Source organism: Nesterenkonia ebinurensis, from assembly GCF_008711175.1.
In the GTDB taxonomy this organism is placed as follows: domain Bacteria; phylum Actinomycetota; class Actinomycetes; order Actinomycetales; family Micrococcaceae; genus Nesterenkonia; species Nesterenkonia ebinurensis.
In genome coordinates this window covers 1-15,545 of record NZ_VWNF01000016.1, presented here as the reverse complement: position 1 = coordinate 15,545, position 15,545 = coordinate 1, and the positions used below count along the sequence as shown (strand labels likewise).

Annotated in this window: 17 protein-coding genes and 2 pseudogenes; 14 read left to right on the top strand and 5 right to left on the bottom strand. The window is 60.0% G+C overall.

Translation table 11 applies throughout. The annotated features are described in order from the left end of the window. The 6 genes and pseudogenes from F0311_RS07390 to F0311_RS07365 all read left to right on the top strand — a co-directional run. Positions 1-353: pseudogene (locus tag F0311_RS07390) on the top strand (inositol-3-phosphate synthase); the annotation flags it as partial. A 134-nt stretch (positions 354-487) separates the two neighbouring features. Beyond that, positions 488-1,123 (top strand): phosphatase PAP2 family protein, encoded by a 636-nt coding sequence (locus F0311_RS07385; RefSeq protein ID WP_150461311.1) that lies wholly within the window; start codon positions 488-490, stop codon positions 1,121-1,123. Beyond that, positions 1,116-1,715 carry a phosphatidylinositol phosphate synthase gene (gene pgsA, locus F0311_RS07380; protein ID WP_150461310.1) on the top strand — a complete coding sequence of 200 codons (600 nt, stop codon included), beginning with the start codon at positions 1,116-1,118 and terminating at the stop codon, positions 1,713-1,715. The genes F0311_RS07385 and pgsA overlap by 8 nt, the downstream gene beginning before the upstream one ends. A gap of 993 nt (positions 1,716-2,708) precedes the next feature. Further along, positions 2,709-3,398 carry a TetR family transcriptional regulator gene (locus tag F0311_RS07375; RefSeq protein ID WP_191089801.1) on the top strand — a complete coding sequence of 230 codons (690 nt, stop codon included), beginning with the start codon at positions 2,709-2,711 and terminating at the stop codon, positions 3,396-3,398. 36 nt (positions 3,399-3,434) lie between these two features. Next, entirely contained in the window at positions 3,435-4,388 is a 954-nt protein-coding gene (locus F0311_RS07370) for an ABC transporter ATP-binding protein (RefSeq protein WP_150461308.1), read from the top strand. After that, positions 4,389-6,047, top strand: coding sequence for an ABC transporter permease (locus F0311_RS07365; protein WP_150461307.1), 1,659 nt, complete (start codon positions 4,389-4,391; stop codon positions 6,045-6,047). It abuts the gene before it with no gap. Positions 6,048-6,449: 402 nt separating this feature from the next. On the opposite strand, the gene F0311_RS07360 is transcribed toward F0311_RS07365, so the two are convergent. After that, positions 6,450-7,382 (bottom strand): NAD(P)-dependent oxidoreductase, encoded by a 933-nt coding sequence (locus F0311_RS07360; RefSeq protein WP_150461306.1) that lies wholly within the window; start codon positions 7,380-7,382, stop codon positions 6,450-6,452. A gap of 55 nt (positions 7,383-7,437) precedes the next feature. Between F0311_RS07360 and F0311_RS07355 the strand changes: the two genes are divergently transcribed. After that, positions 7,438-7,815, top strand: coding sequence for a MerR family transcriptional regulator (locus tag F0311_RS07355; protein WP_150461305.1), 378 nt, complete (start codon positions 7,438-7,440; stop codon positions 7,813-7,815). Between the two features lie 57 nt (positions 7,816-7,872). On the opposite strand, the gene F0311_RS07350 is transcribed toward F0311_RS07355, so the two are convergent. Continuing rightward, positions 7,873-8,361: a hypothetical protein gene (locus F0311_RS07350; RefSeq protein ID WP_150461304.1), complete on the bottom strand. Its 489-nt coding sequence runs from the start codon at positions 8,359-8,361 to the stop codon at positions 7,873-7,875. Between the two features lie 138 nt (positions 8,362-8,499). Between F0311_RS07350 and F0311_RS07345 the strand changes: the two genes are divergently transcribed. After that, positions 8,500-9,105: a carboxymuconolactone decarboxylase family protein gene (locus F0311_RS07345; protein ID WP_150461303.1), complete on the top strand. Its 606-nt coding sequence runs from the start codon at positions 8,500-8,502 to the stop codon at positions 9,103-9,105. After that, positions 9,102-10,031 (top strand): RNA polymerase sigma factor SigJ, encoded by a 930-nt coding sequence (gene sigJ / locus F0311_RS07340; protein WP_150461302.1) that lies wholly within the window; start codon positions 9,102-9,104, stop codon positions 10,029-10,031. Before F0311_RS07345 ends, sigJ begins: the two co-directional genes overlap by 4 nt. A 614-nt stretch (positions 10,032-10,645) precedes the next feature. Here sigJ and F0311_RS07330 read toward each other — a convergent pair. The 3 genes from F0311_RS07330 to F0311_RS07325 form a co-directional block, all read right to left on the bottom strand. Then, on the bottom strand, positions 10,646-10,888 hold the full coding sequence (locus F0311_RS07330; protein WP_150461300.1) for an alpha/beta fold hydrolase: 243 nt from the start codon (positions 10,886-10,888) through the stop codon (positions 10,646-10,648). Continuing rightward, the gene (locus F0311_RS19000; RefSeq protein WP_396897424.1) at positions 10,854-10,958 is read right to left on the bottom strand and encodes a hypothetical protein; all 105 of its coding nucleotides are present in this window, start codon (positions 10,956-10,958) and stop codon (positions 10,854-10,856) included. The genes F0311_RS07330 and F0311_RS19000 overlap by 35 nt, the downstream gene beginning before the upstream one ends. A 158-nt stretch (positions 10,959-11,116) precedes the next feature. After that, positions 11,117-11,713 (bottom strand): TetR/AcrR family transcriptional regulator, encoded by a 597-nt coding sequence (locus F0311_RS07325; RefSeq protein WP_191089799.1) that lies wholly within the window; start codon positions 11,711-11,713, stop codon positions 11,117-11,119. Positions 11,714-11,807: 94 nt separating this feature from the next. Between F0311_RS07325 and F0311_RS07320 the strand changes: the two genes are divergently transcribed. The 5 genes and pseudogenes from F0311_RS07320 to F0311_RS07305 all read left to right on the top strand — a co-directional run. Beyond that, positions 11,808-12,818, top strand: a complete 1,011-nt coding sequence (locus F0311_RS07320) for a hypothetical protein (RefSeq protein WP_223881197.1) — start codon at positions 11,808-11,810, stop codon at positions 12,816-12,818. 90 nt (positions 12,819-12,908) lie between these two features. Then, a complete protein-coding gene (locus tag F0311_RS07315; protein ID WP_150461297.1) occupies positions 12,909-14,177 on the top strand; it encodes a Glu/Leu/Phe/Val family dehydrogenase in 1,269 nt (422 codons plus the stop codon). Next, positions 14,174-14,941, top strand: coding sequence for a phosphatase PAP2 family protein (locus tag F0311_RS07310; RefSeq protein ID WP_191089798.1), 768 nt, complete (start codon positions 14,174-14,176; stop codon positions 14,939-14,941). Before F0311_RS07315 ends, F0311_RS07310 begins: the two co-directional genes overlap by 4 nt. Further along, a complete protein-coding gene (locus F0311_RS17990; protein ID WP_191089797.1) occupies positions 14,942-15,097 on the top strand; it encodes a hypothetical protein in 156 nt (51 codons plus the stop codon). It begins immediately after the preceding gene. A 172-nt stretch (positions 15,098-15,269) separates the two neighbouring features. Continuing rightward, positions 15,270-15,545 (top strand): annotated as a pseudogene (locus F0311_RS07305) (inositol-3-phosphate synthase); the annotation flags it as partial.

Sequence of the window (15,545 nt, the reverse complement as noted above, 5' to 3'; positions counted from 1 at the left end):
TGACCTCTAATACCACTGCGAAGCTCGCTGACCGGGATGTGCATATCGGTCCTAGTGATTATGTGCCCTGGCTCGATGACCGTAAATGGGCTTATATCCGCCTGGAGGGCCGGAACTTCGGTGATGCTCCACTCTCCATTGAGTTGAAGCTAGAGGTCTGGGACTCCCCGAACTCCGCCGGGGTGATCATTGACGCCATCCGGGCAGCCAAGATCGGCCTGGACCGCGGGATCGGCGGCCCCCTACTGGCAGCCTCGGCCTACTTCATGAAATCCCCACCCCAGCAATACCACGACGACGTCGCCCATGAGCTGGTCGAAGCCTTCATCCATGATTTCGGGAACCCGCGTTGAGTAGTGTCTCAGTTCCGGAGCCGGTCGCATTGGACCCCTCGCAGGAGATAGGACGCAGAGAAGGACTCCGGTTCCTCCTGCGACAAGTGCCGCTGGTGCTGATTGCCGTCGCAGTCTACTTTGGTGTACGGAACATGACTGAGGGCGACGTCGAGACTGCCACGCGCAACGCCGAACTGCTCATCGATGTGCAGAAGTGGTCGGGCATCTATGTGGAGCTTGAATTTCAGGACTGGGCGCTGAGCATCCCCGGAGTGTTGGAGGTGATGAACTGGGTCTACATCTGGGGCCACTGGCCGGTCATCGCTGCGGTTCTGGGCTGGCTGGCCTGGAGGCGACGTGAAGCCTTCCTCATTTACCGCAACACGCTGCTGATCTCAGGACTGGTCGGGATGCTTATTGTGGCTACCTTCCCGATGGCCCCACCCCGACTGCTGGACCTGGGATTCCTCGATACAGTGTCGATGCATTCTGAGGCGTATAGGGTGCTGCAGCCGCCCTCGTTCACTAACCAGTACGCAGCGATGCCCAGTTTCCACTTCGGGTGGGACCTGCTGATGGGAATCGCCCTGGTGCGTGAAGCCCCCGCGTGTTGGGCGCGCTGTATCGGCGTTGCGCTTCCGGTACTGATGCTTCTCAGCATCGTGATCACCGGCAACCACTTCTTCCTCGACGCCGTGGTTGGCGGCACGATCGTGCTGGCTGTTCTAGCAGTGATCACAGGACACCGTCGTAGACTAAGCGCGAGACTAGGCGAAACCGATGCTTAGGCACACCCGGGCGTTCTTCTCTGCCCTGCTGACGCCGATCGCCAAGTTCCTGCTGAGGCTTGGCCTCACCCCGAACGCGGTCACCGTGATAGGGACAGTCGGGGTCTGCTCCGGTGCCCTAGTTCTCTATCCCCTGAGTGAGCTTTTCTGGGGAACCGTGGTGATCACAGCGTTCGTATTCAGTGACCTGTTGGACGGACTAATGGCCCGCCTTGGGAAGAAGCTCAGTGTCTACGGCGGCTTTCTTGACTCTGTGTGTGACCGAATCCAGGACAGTGCCATCTTTCTCGGGCTGCTGCTTTACTACTTCGGCGCAGGCGAGAACTACGGCATCGGCGCAGCGGCTGTGCTCTGCCTTGTCCTGGGGCTGTTGGTCTCCTATATCCGAGCGCGGGCAGAGTCTGAGGGGTATGATGCCAACACTGGTATTGCCGAACGCCCCGAACGCTTAGTAGCGGCCCTCGTCAGCGCTGGACTCGTGGGTCTCGGCTTGCCGGATGCCGTGCTCTTAATCGTAATGATTCTCTTAGCGGTAGCCTCATTTATTACTACGGTCCAACGAATCCACATGGTCTTTAGCCAAGCAGACTGAGCTTCGGCATGGATTGGGCACCTCGGGCAGATGGGCCTGGATGAAAATACGCGCCAGGTTCATTCGTCTGGAGACAGGTAAAGGCTGGAGATTGCTAGCTGTAGTTCATCCTGTCTGGTGAGTTCACGAAAGCGACAGAGCCCAGGAAGGTGTGCCACTCTCCGTGGTTTCCACTACGCAGGTGCTTCTTACCTTTCCAGCCCGTCGTTTCGATAACACTGAACTCGTGCGTTCCGCGGCATCTATGGCTGGTTCGAGGTCAGTGTCGTGGGATGCCAGGATGGCTGAAGCAGTCCATTCTGTAGACACTGTGTAGACACGAGGATCATAAGCCACCAATAACCAGCCATCACCCCAAACGTCCACAACGGCGCTGACCTGGAGCGATCATGAAACGGGCAGGTCAGCGAAACGGTCAGATCAATCTACGGAACCGAAGGTCAGGGGTTCGAATCCCTTTGGGCGCACCACCTGGATACAGTAGACAGTCCCCTGGTCAGACGGCTAAACAGCCCAAAGGCCAGGGGTTTTCTCATGCTTGGCTGCCCTCGCTCGTCGCAGCCGTCTACGGCTTCCGCACAGATGACCGTCGCCCTTGACCCGGCTTCAGTCGTAGACCTTGGAAAGGTGGTCTACGTACATAGCGATAATGGTCAACTCGCTATGATCTAGGTCCACCATGACACCTCAGTCACCTGCCCGAGCCCTCAGTCGTCGAGGCCCAGACGCCGCCCCAGCTCTTCATCAGTAATAGCTTCAATCTCACCGCGCTTATAGGCTGCCAGTTCTGCACGCTACATGTGCCCTATGAACCACACCAGTTGAATACGGAGAGCGCCGAGCCAACGGCTGCGCCGGCCATCTTCACGTTCCAGTTGAATGACACTCCGGCCAATATTCAGTTTTTTGCACTGCTCTGAGCGCGATAACTACCTTTTGGGCAACGCTGAACCCTCGTTAAGTAGTCAGTCCCCAGAGAAAGGAGTGGTGGTGATGGGAAGGTATGTCTATCGCGGTTTTCGACGTCAGGGTGACAATGGGGTTCCGGCGCGTGAGAGGATCATCGACTCAGCGATCTATCTCTACGGTGAGCTTGGCTTCTCAGGTGTGAGTCTGAAGACCATCGGAGCGCGTGCCGGTGTCTCGGCGCCGCTGATCATTCATCACTTCGATTCGAAGAACGGTCTGCGTAGAGCCTGTGACCGGTATGCGGCGGACCGTGTTTATCAGATGAAGGCCGAAGCAGTTGCGATGGGTGAGAGCTTCACGGTGGAGCATTTGCTGCTCTACGGGGAAGAGAGTCGGCCGATCCTGCGCTACATCATCCAATCGCTGATGGTTGGGGGCCCCGAGATCAATGCCCTGATGGATGACTTGGTGGATGGTGCTGTCGCCTACACCACAGAGGCAGTGCGCAACGGCCTGGTGAAGCCTTCAGTCGATGAGCGGCGCCGAGTGGCAGTGATGCTGCTGCAAGGGCTGGGGGCGGTCGTGTTCCACAGACAGATGAAGCGCCTGCTCGGAGTCAGCCTGCTTGATGACTCACCGGAGAAGTTCATGCTCTACGTAGCTCCGCTCATGGAGATCTACACCGAGGGCATCTTCAACTCCAATCCTTATGGATTTCTGAACGACCCAGAGGCTCCCATGCCCAGTTACGAAGAACATGATGCCGCGGCCTAACCCGGCACTTACCAACTTTCAACGAAAGGAATCATGATGAGTGAGAACGCTCCTGTGATTTACGCTCAGGACTTGGTCAAAGAGTTTGGACCGGTTCGGGCCTTGGACAATCTTAATCTGAACATCGCACCTGGGGAGGTACACGGCTATTTGGGGCCTAATGGTGCTGGGAAGTCCACCACCATGCGCGTGCTGCTTGGATTGCTGCGCCCCGACTCCGGCGTGATCCAGCTGTTCGGTCGTGACCCCTGGAAGGATGCTGTGGCGCTGCATCGCCGTCTGGCGTATGTGCCTGGCGACGTGGAACTGTGGCCGAACCTCACCGGCGGTGAGGTGATTGACATGTTCCTGCGCTTGCGTGCGAACGAGGGCGAGACGAACTTCAGCACCAAGCGCCGGGACGATCTCATTGAGCGCTTCGACCTGGACCCACGGAAGAAGACCCGTACGTACTCCAAGGGCAATCGGCAGAAAGTTGCACTGATCTCGGCACTGGCTGCCGATGTGGATCTGCTGCTGCTCGACGAGCCGACGGCCGGGTTGGACCCGCTCATGGAAGTAGTCTTCCAAGAGGTGATCAAGGAGGCCAAAGCGCAGGGAAAATCTGTGCTGCTCTCCAGTCACATTCTCGCCCAGGTTGAGGCGCTCTCTGACCGGATCTCCATAATCCGTGCCGGACACATCGTGGAATCCGGCACTCTATCTGAACTACGGCACATGACCCGGACCACCATTGAGGTCGAGACCGAGAAGTCTGCTCAGCAGCTCCAGGGGCTGAGTTTTGTCCACGATTTCCATGCTGAGGGCGAGCGCACGGTCTTTGAGGTCGACGGTGACCATATTCGGGAGGTCATGGACTCTCTGGCGGGGCTTGGTATCCGTTCGATTGTTGCCCACCCGCCGACCCTGGAGCAGCTGCTGATGCGCCACTACGGGGACGATCTCTCCGGTCGTGGCGTGAGCTCCTCGACTACGAAGAAGGTGTCCTGAATGACGACGACAACTGTGACTCAGGCGCGGCACGCTCCGTCCCCTGCTTCAGGCAAGCAATCTTCGCTGGCCGGAACTTGGGTACTGCTGCGCTTCATGCTTCGTCGTGACCGGATTCGCACAACGGTTTGGGTGCTTAGCCTCGGTGTTCTCGGAGCCTATATGGCGCAGGCTCCCAAGGCCTATGCCGATAATGAGGCAGAGCTTCACGACATGGCCACATTATTCGCTGACCCTGTGACACGGATGATGACCGGTCCCGGTTTTGGGATGGATGATCCCAGCTTTGAGCGGATGTTCTCTGCTGCCTATGTGCTGATGACATACCTGGTGATTGCCCTGTTCAGCATCTTTACAGTGGTCCGGCATACTCGAGTCGAAGAAGAGACTGATCGAGAGGAACTGGTTCGGGCGAATGTAGTCGGGCGTCATGCCAGGCTCACGGCAACCCTGACGCTGGGTGTAGTGGCGAACGTCATCATTGCTGCGATCATCTTTGCCGGAGCGGCAGCTGAGTACAGCGCTGAGGGATCAGCGCTGGTTGCTGTGGGATCCTTGGCGGTAGGACTCTTCTTCCTTGCCATCACGGCGGTGACGGTTCAGCTCAGCGAGGCCTCGCGCGGTGCCTCCGCTATGGCAGGTGGGGTGCTCGCCCTAGCCTATGTGATTCGCATGGGCGGCGACGCCGCGGAGCAGGGAGGAAACGCTCTGTCCTGGTTCTCCCCGCTGGCTTGGACTCAGCAGACGGCTCCGTATGTGGAGGACCGCTGGTGGCCGCTGCTGCTGCCTTTCGGCTGTACGGTCGTCTTCATCTGGCTTGGCTATTTCCTTTCGACCAAGCGGGACGTCGGGGCGAGTCTGCTGCACGCTCGGCTGGGCCGGGCAGAGGCCAAACCCTCATTGGGCACACCACTGGGCCTGGCTTCACACGGGCTCTTGGGAGGACTGCGGGGCTGGGGTATTGGACTGATTCTCTCAGGGCTGTTGTTCGGCAGCTTCGCGCAGACCATGATTGACGCAGCCGATGACCTTCCTGATGATTTCGCTCAGCTGTTCGCCGGCGATGACATGATGCTCGGCTACCTGGCCTATATGGGAGTCTTCATGGCTGTGCTCGTGGCAGCGGCTGCAGTCAGCGGCATTACTCAGTTGCGGATCGAGGAAAGCCGAGGCCGAGCAGAGTATGCCTTGTCGGCCCCTGTAGGACGGTCATACTGGTTCGGATCTCATCTGACAGTTCTGGTAGTCGGCGTCCTGCTGATCCTGGGGCTGACCGGACTCGGTATGGGCATCGGGGCTGTGGCCTCACTCGATGAGGGTGGTGGCGAGTACTTCGGCCAGCTGTTCCTTGCCACCTTCTTGCAAGGATCAACGGTGCTAGCAGTCATTGGAATCGTGGCGGCCCTGTTCGGCTGGCTGCCCAAGGCTGCCGGTGGAGTCGGTTGGGTAATCGTCGGATACGGCGGGATAGTGGCGGCATTCGGAGGCCTGCTCGAGCTGCCGGACTGGGCGTATGACCTGAATATCTTTGGTCACCTAGCTCAGTACCCCGTCGACGACATCAGCTGGGCACCCATCCTGTGGCTGTCTCTCATCGGCGTTGTGGGCATCACCATCGGCCTCCTCGGATTCAACCGACGCGAAGTCAACCGGGTGTGATGATGGCGCGCATTGCTGTAGTCATCGGCGGCACCAGGCAGATTGGCCGCGCCATGGCAGTGCGGCTCCTCGTAGGAGGATGGACTGTCCGGTTAGTCAGCCGCGGACGCTGTACGGACGCAGCGGGCTTGGTCAAGCTTGGCGCAGAACACATCCGGATGGATCGTGATGAATCCGGTACCCTGAGCTCCCGGTCCCTGTGACTGAGGATCACCCTACGGTGGAACCCGGGCCTGGACACCTACTCCACGCCGAAGGTGGCACTGGAGCAGCACCTGCTAGAGCCAGGCACGGTGCCCGGACGATTGGACGCCCGTCAGCGAGTCAGTCCCAGGCCATACCCTCCCCCACATAGAGTTCCGGATATGACTCGGCCGGAAGGCGTGGAAGCACTGTTGCTGGCTATAAGGGCGAGGGTTTCGATTGTTCTGGTATTAGGGTCTCGGCGAGCCTGATTGGGGCATCTGCGCCGTGTCCGGCGTGTACTGCGTCTTTGACCACGGAACTGATCGCGTCAAGAACGTCGGTGCTGACTCCTGAGTGGGCACACGCTGACCGCAGATGCGTCAGGCTTGCTGACAGGGAGCGGATGGAGGCACTGTCGAAGCCGGAGTAGCGTTCTGCCGCGAAGTCGGCGGTCAGGCCGGGCAGCAGGTCTACGACGAGTCCACCCATTGCGACTGCGTGAGGGGTGAAATCTTCGACGTCGAGTCCTTCGGCACGAGTGAGGGCAAGTGCCTGAGCGAGACCCGCGATCGAAATCCAGAACAGGGATAGGAGTGCGACGTCGTAGGTGGCGGCTGCTGCTATGTCATCGCCAAGGTAATAGGCGGTGCCTCCGAAGGCCGATAACAGACCGCTGTGATCCTTGTAGGCCTGTTGCGGCCCGGCGTAGAGGATACGGGTCGCCTCGGTCCCAACCGCAGCAGCCGGGGTCATGATCGCGCCATCGATGAGGATGATGCCGAGTGCGCCGAGTTGGCCGGCCAGGACGCGTGTGCGAGCAGGGCTGTCGGCGGTGAGGTTGACCATGACCAGTCCCGCCAGATCGACGCTGCCCCTCGCCTGATCGATGGTGGAGGTGACAGCATCGTCATCAACCAGGCAGAACACCGCTACTCCGGCCCCCTCCAGTGCTTCGGCGGGCGAGCTGGCGAGTCGGGCGCCAGCAGTGATCAGGTCGCTGGCCTTACCGGGAGTACGGTTCCAGACCGTCACCCGGTGGCCTGCCTCCAGGAGGGCGCTGGCAAGTGCCCGTCCCATCGGGCCGAGGCCGATGACGGTTACTGTCGTAGTGGAGTCTGTTGTGTGCTGCGGGACTGATGGAGAAGTCATGCTGTTACGCTAAAGGTTGACGCCGGCGTGAAGGTCAAGCCCTGGATGGTGTGCGATGAAGATTGGTGAGCTAAGTAGCCGTGCGGGCGTGAGTAGCAGAACCCTGCGCTACTACGAGGAACAAGGGCTTCTCGAACCAGCCCGGCTGCCTAACGGGTACCGCTCGTACAGCGACCAGGATGTCGAGCAGGTCCGCCGGATCAGATTCCTTCTGGCCGCTGGGATCAACACCGATATGGCTCGCGAGGTACTGCCATGCATGGTCGACGACGGGAGTTTCCTTGTCCCAGCATGTGAAGACCTCGTCGCCGAGTTCGAGCGCGAAGAAGCCCACATCGCTGAGCGCATTGCCGAACTCGATGCGGTTCGTACCGCCCTAGCAGGCATCATCACGGCTGCACGCAGCTCCTCCACCAGAAACGCGCCAAAGTAGAACTCGTTGCCGATACGTGACTACGCCAGCTATTGGCGTAATTACATGGTGCGGAGGTCAGGGGGTGTGCTGAGTTATCGCAGGATCGAGAGCTCTGGCCGCGTTGCGCAGAAGATCAGGTGCAAGTCGTCGGTGGATAAAGGAGAGTGGCTCCCAGGTCCATTTCCCAAACCGGCGGTGGTACCGCATCAGAGTGGTCAGTGACACCTTGTCATCATCCCTGCTTATCAACAGATGACAGGTGGTGGATGCAGAACGGTTCTCAAGGCGAATCCAGTTCTCGGTCTGCTGTGCTATTGGCCAGCCCACCACTGTGTGAGGAGAGGGCTGCATCTGCAAGGGGTAGTGCAGTAGTGCTTGAAAAATGAACCATTGGCCCATATCGGGACGGTCTCCGAAGATTGCCCGCGCCCAGTCTTCGGGTCGTTCCTTAACTGGAGTATTGAGTTGCAGGACGAATTCGTCAGCATAATGCGGTCGCAGCGGTGTTTTCTCCCAGGTCGACGTTGAGACTTCGGACAGGCCGACCTTGGCTGCAACTTCCACAAGGTCAGCTTACGAGGTGGGGGCGAGTCCCGGATAGTGATCATATTCAGCAGTCGATGTCACAGAACGAGCTCGCGAGGTGTCTTCGTCGCAGACAGTGATGTGCTGTCGTAGTCGACGATGAAGGAGATGGTCCTCATGAGGTCCACCATCAATAACGCATCTATCAGCTCTTCGGCCCGGATTCCCTTAGATAGATCCGGTCCCTTGGCATCTTTCGTGGGGTGGTTCTCACAGAGGGTGTACGGGCGGGTTCTTGATCCGCTCAGGGTTGGTCTGCACCATCGTGGTGTACTGTTCTCGACTCTGGGTCTTGAACTGGCTGCTTCCCGGTGGAAGAAGCTGCCCAAGGACCTTCAAGCACTGGCGGTGATGGCATCGGCACAGGAGATAGGGTGCACCTGGTGTTTGGACTTCGGGTATTGGGAGAATTATCACCAGGGTGTGGACCCGGAGAAGCTGCGTCAGGTGCCGTTGTGGAAGACCAGCGATGTCCACACTCCCTTGGAGCGGGTAGTGATCGAATATTCAGTGGCCGCGACTAACACTCCTCCAACGGTCACCGATGAGATGGTCGCCCGTCTTCGTGAGGATCTTGATGATGAGCAGATCGTGGAGCTGACCGCTTGGGTGAGTTTGGAGAACTATCGTTCTCGGACCAACTCCAGTATGGGACTGACTGGACAGGGGTTCAAGGCAGAATGTGACATACAGGGGCCAGGTGAGCCAAGGCTGGAGCGATGAGTGAGTCCATACCGGATCCCGTAGAGCAGCAGAGCACCAGCGAGCACGTTGCCGTGTTCGCTGGACACCGCAACGCGTTGTTTGGAGCGGCGTATCGTGTGCTGGGTGCAGTCCAGGACAGTGAGGATGTGGTACAGGAAGCCTGGCTGCGTTGGCAGAACGTGGAGCTCGCCAAAGTTCGAGAGCCGCGGTCGTATCTGTTGCGCGTGGTGACACGCACTGCGCTGAACAGTCTGCGTGCTCAGCAGCGCCGGCGCGAGGACTACCCGGGGCCGTGGCTGCCGGAGCCGATCTCCACTGATGAGGAGTCTGAGCCTGGTAGAGCCGCTGAGATCGCAGATGATGTCTCGCTTGCTCTACTGGTGGTCCTGGACGTGCTCTCCCCGTTGGAGCGCGCGGCCTTTGTGCTACGTGAGGTGTTTGAGCTTTCGTATTGGGAGGTGGCTGAGACTCTCGACCGGTCTGAAGACGCTGTCCGGAAGCTGGTGAGCCGCGCCCGCGCTCATGTGAGGGAGGCATCTGGCCCGCATCCGGGGGATGCGGCGGCGCATAGGGAGATGACAGAGAAGCTGCTTGGGGTCAGCCGGGGTAAGCTGCCGCTGGAAGAGTTCGTCTCTGCCCTGGCTCCCGATGTGGTGCTGACCACCGATGCTGGTGGCCATGCTAAGGCCGCGCTGAATCCGATCCTTGGCATCGAGAAAGTGATCCGCTTCGCCGCTGGAGTGCTGGCCACACCCGAGGTAGCCGCGCTGAGCTGGGAGATAGGAACAATCAACGGCAGGGCCGGGATCATCGGCCACCAGGCAGGCCGCATCGACACAGTGGCGTGGCTCGAAGTCCGGTGCGGGTTGGTCACCCGGATCGATATGATCCGCAACCCTGAGAAACTCGACGCCGTGGTCGCACTGGCGCAGGAAAACCGCTGACTGCTTGCATGGCTGCTTATGTGGCGAGTAATCGCCACTGATTCAACCGGTCTAATTGGGCGTGCTGTACCGGCACTGCTGACCATCTTCGGCATCGGCGCTTTCATTGGCGTCACTATGGCTGGACGATTCTGTGATAAGTATTGGAGTCGGCTGATCACCTGGACCGGCCCGTTCTTGGCGGTTGGCTGGACCCTGCTTGCGTTCACCCTCGCCAATCCTGTCGCACTGCGGGTTCTCGCCCTGACCCAAGGAGCTTTGTCCTTCGCACTAGGGAGTGCGCTTATCGCTCGGATCGTCGCGACTGCCAACACTGCACCCGACCATGGCGGGTTCCTTCGCCACTGACCTCAAACTTTCGTAACCGATGTGGAGGATACGTGGAGACGTTCATGGACGTTCCATGGAATGCGCCGTACTACCGTCGTCCGGGGTTCGTGGAGCTCACACCAGAGGACATCACTCCCGGCCTGGCAGCAATCCGACGTAAGGAAGCTGAACTCGGCCTGGATAGTTGGCCCAGAATCTGCATGCTTAAAGTCTTGTCTGACTAACTGCGGAGGGCTTCATCCTCGGCCGCAATCGAGGCGATCAGTTGAGTCTGTGGGTTGCTGTCAGCGGCTGAGGAAGTCCAATAGTAGTTCGTTGAAAATCTCAGGCTGGTCCTGATGCGCTTGGTGCCCGGCTCGGGGGATGAGTTCGTACTGGGCGTATGGATCGCGCGAGACACAGTGGGAGGCTGTCATGTCTGTCAGTCGGCCAGCTCCACCGGTATCGGCTTCGCCTCGGGTGATCAGCTGGGGAATCGAGGTGCGGCGTCCTTCAAGGCCCTGCCCCACGTGGTTGGGATTCTCCATGGCCTCGGATGTCCCATGTCAGGACACGGTAGCCGGCGTCAATCACAGGGTGCAGCTGGTCGGTGAACATATGGCGGTCCATGAATCCGCCATGGGTGAACACCACCAGCGGAGCTTTGGCCGGCCCCAGCAATTCTCCGCGAAGGACTGTTCCTTTGCGCTGGACTTTTACGTTAATGGCTATATCCCCTGCATCTCGTTGGGTCGATGGATTCCGGGGTGCGCAGGTCAGGGGATACCCAGAGCTCTTGCACCGGCGGCGTAGGAGGCGGGGGCGACGTCGTTGAGGATCAGGCGTTGAAGAATGAAGCCGGGCATCAGTGAGAACAGGGTTTTTGCGGCGTTGTTCACATCAGTGGAGGGAGCCAGGGTGCCACGGTCTTTCTGCGCTTGAATCGAAGCGGCCAACACTGTGCGGATGCGACCGAAGACTTCAACGGCTATCTCGCGGATGGATTCGTCCCTGAGGGCCTCGCCCCAGATGGCCACGGCGACCCGGGTGACATCGACCTCGAGGCTCTGAGCATGCTCGACCACGGCCGTGGTGATCATCTCGATGATCTCTGATGGGGAAGGGGGATCCGCAAGCTGCGGGGGACTGTCGACCATCGGCTGGATGGTGCTGATAGCGCGTTCGGCGATGGCCGCGATGATGTCCCTTTTGCTCCGGAAGTAGACATAGACCGCACCAGCCGAGAGGCCCGATTCCTCGATGATTTGGGCCATAGAGGTCTTGTGGAACCCTTCGCGAGCCACACATCGCATAGTGGCGTCAAGGATCTGCTCTTTTCTGGCGGCTCGGTGCTGTTCGGTGACGCGAGGCATGGGCTCACTGTATAGAGAACGTTCATTCTTGACAAGGACGCGGAGTGCCAGGATCCTTAAACAGAACGAACATTCATTTTTGTGAGGAGTGACCATGAATCCTGCACCTGATATCGAAACAACGGAGAATGAGATCGAAGCGCAGATGCCCTGGTCCAGGGTCGTCGCGGTGGTCCTGGGAATCACCACGCTCTTGGCCCTGGTGCTCATTGCTTTCGCCTGGCCGAATATCTCCAGTGAACCGCGAAGCGTTCCGGTAGTCGTTGCCGGCCCAGAGCAGGCGGTGACTATGCTCGACCAAGGTCTCGCCGAGGCTTTGGGTGAGGACGCTCTGGACCTTGAGACAGTGGCGGACGCAGATGCTGCCGAGGGGGCCATTCTGGACCGAGAGGCCTACGGTGCCATTATTCTTGGCTCGGCAGGCGGCGAACTGCTCACTGCCTCGGCGGCCAGTCCAGCAGTTGCTCAAGTTCTGCAGCAGATTGCGGCCGTCGTGCCCGAAGAAACCGGTGGCCCGTTGCCAATGCGCGATGTGGTGCCCCTTCCGGGAGACGATCCCCGCGGAGTCGGATTGACCAGCGCGGTTCTTCCTCTGGTGATGGGCGGGATCATCGCTGGTGCGGTGTCTTCCCTGCTCTTGTGCACGCGTGGCCGGCAGCTGGTGACTGTACTCGGCATTGCAGGTGCCGGCGCGCTGGTCTTTACCGGAATCCTGCAGGGCTGGATGGGATCACTTGCCGGATCCTATTGGGCTAACGCCGCTGTCCTCGCTCTCGGAATCTCAGCTATCGCGCTGAGCATGGTCGGTCTATTCCGATTGTTGGGCAGGCCAGGGATTGTGCTCGTGGTGCTGACCATGATGCTGCTGGGCAATCCGCTATCCGGGGCAGGCAGCGCGCCCGAGATGTTGCCTGCCGGCTGGGGTGAGTTCGGTCAGCTGCTGCCGCCGGGGGCGACGGTCACCGCGTTGCGCTCGGTAGCCTTCTTCGACGGTGCAGGCTCCGGGCTGGCCTGGACCGTGCTGGGTGCGTGGGGCGTCGTCGGGCTCTGTCTGATTCTGTTTACCCGGAACCGCCAGAACAGTGTCTCGGCGCCGGAACGCTGACCGACTTTCCGCGGCCGTTCAAGAAATGGAATCCACGCGTTTCGCGGTGGCACGCTGAATCTGAACTACCCGGTGAAACGAAGGAGAATGATGAGTCACGCCCCACCTGCAGTGAGTCGCGAGCTCGGCGCCGATGAGGCTGTCCGGTACTACGTAGACTCCGCGGCGGTAGTCCTGGGCCTGGACCCTGAGATCACCCAGGTACTGGACTCCAGCTACCGCGAAGTCTCGGTGCAGGTACCGCTGCGCCGGGACGATGGGAGTCTGCTGGTGGTTCACGGCTACCGGGTACAGCACAATGGTGCCCGCGGCCCGTATAAGGGCGGGCTGCGGTACCACCCAGAAGCCGATATTGACCAGGTGCGCGCTCTGGCCTCACTGATGACCTGGAAGACTGCCCTGCTGGACCTTCCCTTCGGCGGGGCTAAAGGTGGACTCCAGGTGAACCCCGCTGAGCTCTCACCCGGGGAGCTGCAGGCCCTGACCCGGAAGTTCGCGACCTCGTTGAGCCATGTGCTCGGAGTTTACCGGGACATTCCGGCACCTGACGTGAACACCAATGCGCAAACCATGGCGTGGTTCATGGACGCCTACAGCGCCCGCAACGGTTACAGCCCCGCGGTGGTGACCGGCAAGCCGGTGGAACTCGGCGGGGCACCAGGCCGTGACGCCGCGACCGGACGCGGCCTGGTCTACGTGCTGGAAGCGGCAGCCGCACGCTGGGGCTGGGACTTAGAAGGCAGTGCTGTGGCAGTTCAGGGCTTCGGCAATGTCGGACGATCGGTCGCCCAGGAGCTGCACGATCGCGGATGTTGGGTGATCGCAGTCAGCGACGTCGCCGGCGGACTCTATGACCCCTATGGCTTGGATATTCCGATGCTGATCGAGGCGACTGCCGACGGCCGCTCGGTTACCGGAGTGGACGAGGCGTATGCGCGGATCAGCAACGATGAGCTGCTGCGCCTGGAGTGCAACGTTCTGGTGCCTGCAGCCTTGGGTGGGGTCATCACCCACGAGAACGCTGGGGATGTGAAGGCCGCTCTTATCGTAGAGGGTGCCAACTACCCGGTGACGCCCTCCGCCGATCAGATCATTGCCGAACGCGGAATCAGTGTGATTCCCGACATCCTCGCCAGCGGGGGAGGTGTCACTGGGTCATATTTCGAGTGGGCGCAGAACATCCAGCAGCTCCAGTGGAGCGAGGACCGGTTCAACACCGAGCTCTGCGTCCGGCTCACCCGCGCCTTCAACGCCGTGGCAGAGCGGGCGGAGTCCCATCAGGAGTCCTACCGGCTGGCCGCCTACTGTATCGCCCTGGAGCGGGTGGCCCGCACAGTTCGCGTGCGAGGCTACGTGTGAGTCTGGAACGAGCTCCCGCCCGCATTGCGGCAGCCGGAACCGCTGCCGGATCGGAAGTTCTTCGGCAGCGGGAGGGGCTGCACTTCCTGCTTCGCCAAGTCCCACTGGTGCTGATCGCCGTCGCCGTCTACTTTGGTGTGCGGAACCTGACTGAGGGCGATGTGGTGACCGCCACGCGGAACGCCGAACTGCTCATTGACGTGCAGGAGTGGCTGGGCATTAATGTGGAGCTCGAGTTTCAGGATTGGGCGCTGAGCATCCCAGGCGTGCTGGAGCTCATGAATTGGATCTACATCTGGGGCCACTGGCCAGTCATTGCTGCGGTGCTCGGCTGGCTGGCCTGGAAACGACGTGATGCCTTCCTCGTCTACCGGAATACGCTGCTGATCTCCGGGCTGGTGGGGATGCTCATCGTGGCTACGTTCCCCATGGCCCCGCCTCGGCTGCTGGACTTAGGTTTCCTGGACACGGTCTCCATGCACTCCGAAGCGTACCGAGTGTTGCAGCCGCCCTCGTTCACCAATCAGTATGCGGCGATGCCCAGCTTCCACTTTGGTTGGGACCTGCTGATGGGAATCGCTCTAGTCCGTGAAGCACCAGCATGCTGGACGCGCTGTATCGGCGTCGTACTCCCGGTGTTGATGCTGCTCAGCATCTTGATAACCGGCAATCACTTCTTTCTCGACGCCGTGGTCGGCGGCGGTATTGTAGTCGTTGCGCTCGCCGCCGCGCAGTGGTACCAGCAGGCCAGGCAGAGCAGGTGAATGGTCTGGACTACTCTGCGTTCTACACCGACTGGGGGATTCTGCTTCTTCCTGATTCAGGGTGCCGCAGTCGCGCTGACGGCCTTGGTGCCGCCCTGGGCCAGCACCGCTGCGGGTGTCGGCGCAGGAACTCTGGCCGGCGACGTCGTCGCCTAACATCGGCACTCGCGGCCGCCGCATGCGTCTATGAGAAGCCGCAAGTGAGAACTCAGCTGATCGTTTGTGACGTGTTGTTCAAGCGATTGGAGTAGCTAGGAGAGTAGCGGAAAGCTATTGAAAATGCCCAGCGCGTCCATGTGCTTTCTGTAATCAAGGAGGAGATATCACCATGACGAAGAACCCGGTTCGTGTGGCCCTGGTGGGCGTGGGTAATTGCGCGGCGTCTTTGGTGCAGGGCGTGGAGTACTACAGGGATGCTCCTGTTGATCAGGATGTGCCGGGGTTGATGCATGTGCAGTTCGGTGATTATCACGTCTCTGATGTTCAGTTCGTGGCTGCCTTTGATGTTGATGATAAGAAGGTGGGTAAGGATCTCTCTGAGGCGATCCTGGCCAGTGAGAACAACACCATCCAGATCGCTGAGGTTCCTTATACCAGTGTGGAT

Excerpts from the sequence above, each read along its gene's own strand:
- F0311_RS07385 (WP_150461311.1), top strand. The coding sequence starts at position 488 with ATGACTGAGGGCGACGTCGAGACTGCCACGCGCAACGCCGAACTGCTC.
- pgsA (WP_150461310.1), top strand. The coding sequence starts at position 1,116 with ATGCTTAGGCACACCCGGGCGTTCTTCTCTGCCCTGCTGACGCCGATC.
- F0311_RS07375 (WP_191089801.1), top strand. The coding sequence starts at position 2,709 with ATGGGAAGGTATGTCTATCGCGGTTTTCGACGTCAGGGTGACAATGGG.
- F0311_RS07370 (WP_150461308.1), top strand. The coding sequence starts at position 3,435 with ATGAGTGAGAACGCTCCTGTGATTTACGCTCAGGACTTGGTCAAAGAG.
- F0311_RS07365 (WP_150461307.1), top strand. The coding sequence starts at position 4,389 with ATGACGACGACAACTGTGACTCAGGCGCGGCACGCTCCGTCCCCTGCT.
- F0311_RS07360 (WP_150461306.1), bottom strand. The coding sequence starts at position 7,382 with ATGACTTCTCCATCAGTCCCGCAGCACACAACAGACTCCACTACGACA.
- F0311_RS07355 (WP_150461305.1), top strand. The coding sequence starts at position 7,438 with ATGAAGATTGGTGAGCTAAGTAGCCGTGCGGGCGTGAGTAGCAGAACC.
- F0311_RS07345 (WP_150461303.1), top strand. The coding sequence starts at position 8,500 with ATGAGGTCCACCATCAATAACGCATCTATCAGCTCTTCGGCCCGGATT.
- sigJ (WP_150461302.1), top strand. The coding sequence starts at position 9,102 with ATGAGTGAGTCCATACCGGATCCCGTAGAGCAGCAGAGCACCAGCGAG.
- F0311_RS07330 (WP_150461300.1), bottom strand. The coding sequence starts at position 10,888 with ATGGAGAATCCCAACCACGTGGGGCAGGGCCTTGAAGGACGCCGCACC.
- F0311_RS19000 (WP_396897424.1), bottom strand. The coding sequence starts at position 10,958 with ATGTTCACCGACCAGCTGCACCCTGTGATTGACGCCGGCTACCGTGTC.
- F0311_RS07325 (WP_191089799.1), bottom strand. The coding sequence starts at position 11,713 with ATGCCTCGCGTCACCGAACAGCACCGAGCCGCCAGAAAAGAGCAGATC.
- F0311_RS07320 (WP_223881197.1), top strand. The coding sequence starts at position 11,808 with ATGAATCCTGCACCTGATATCGAAACAACGGAGAATGAGATCGAAGCG.
- F0311_RS07315 (WP_150461297.1), top strand. The coding sequence starts at position 12,909 with ATGAGTCACGCCCCACCTGCAGTGAGTCGCGAGCTCGGCGCCGATGAG.
- F0311_RS17990 (WP_191089797.1), top strand. The coding sequence starts at position 14,942 with ATGGTCTGGACTACTCTGCGTTCTACACCGACTGGGGGATTCTGCTTC.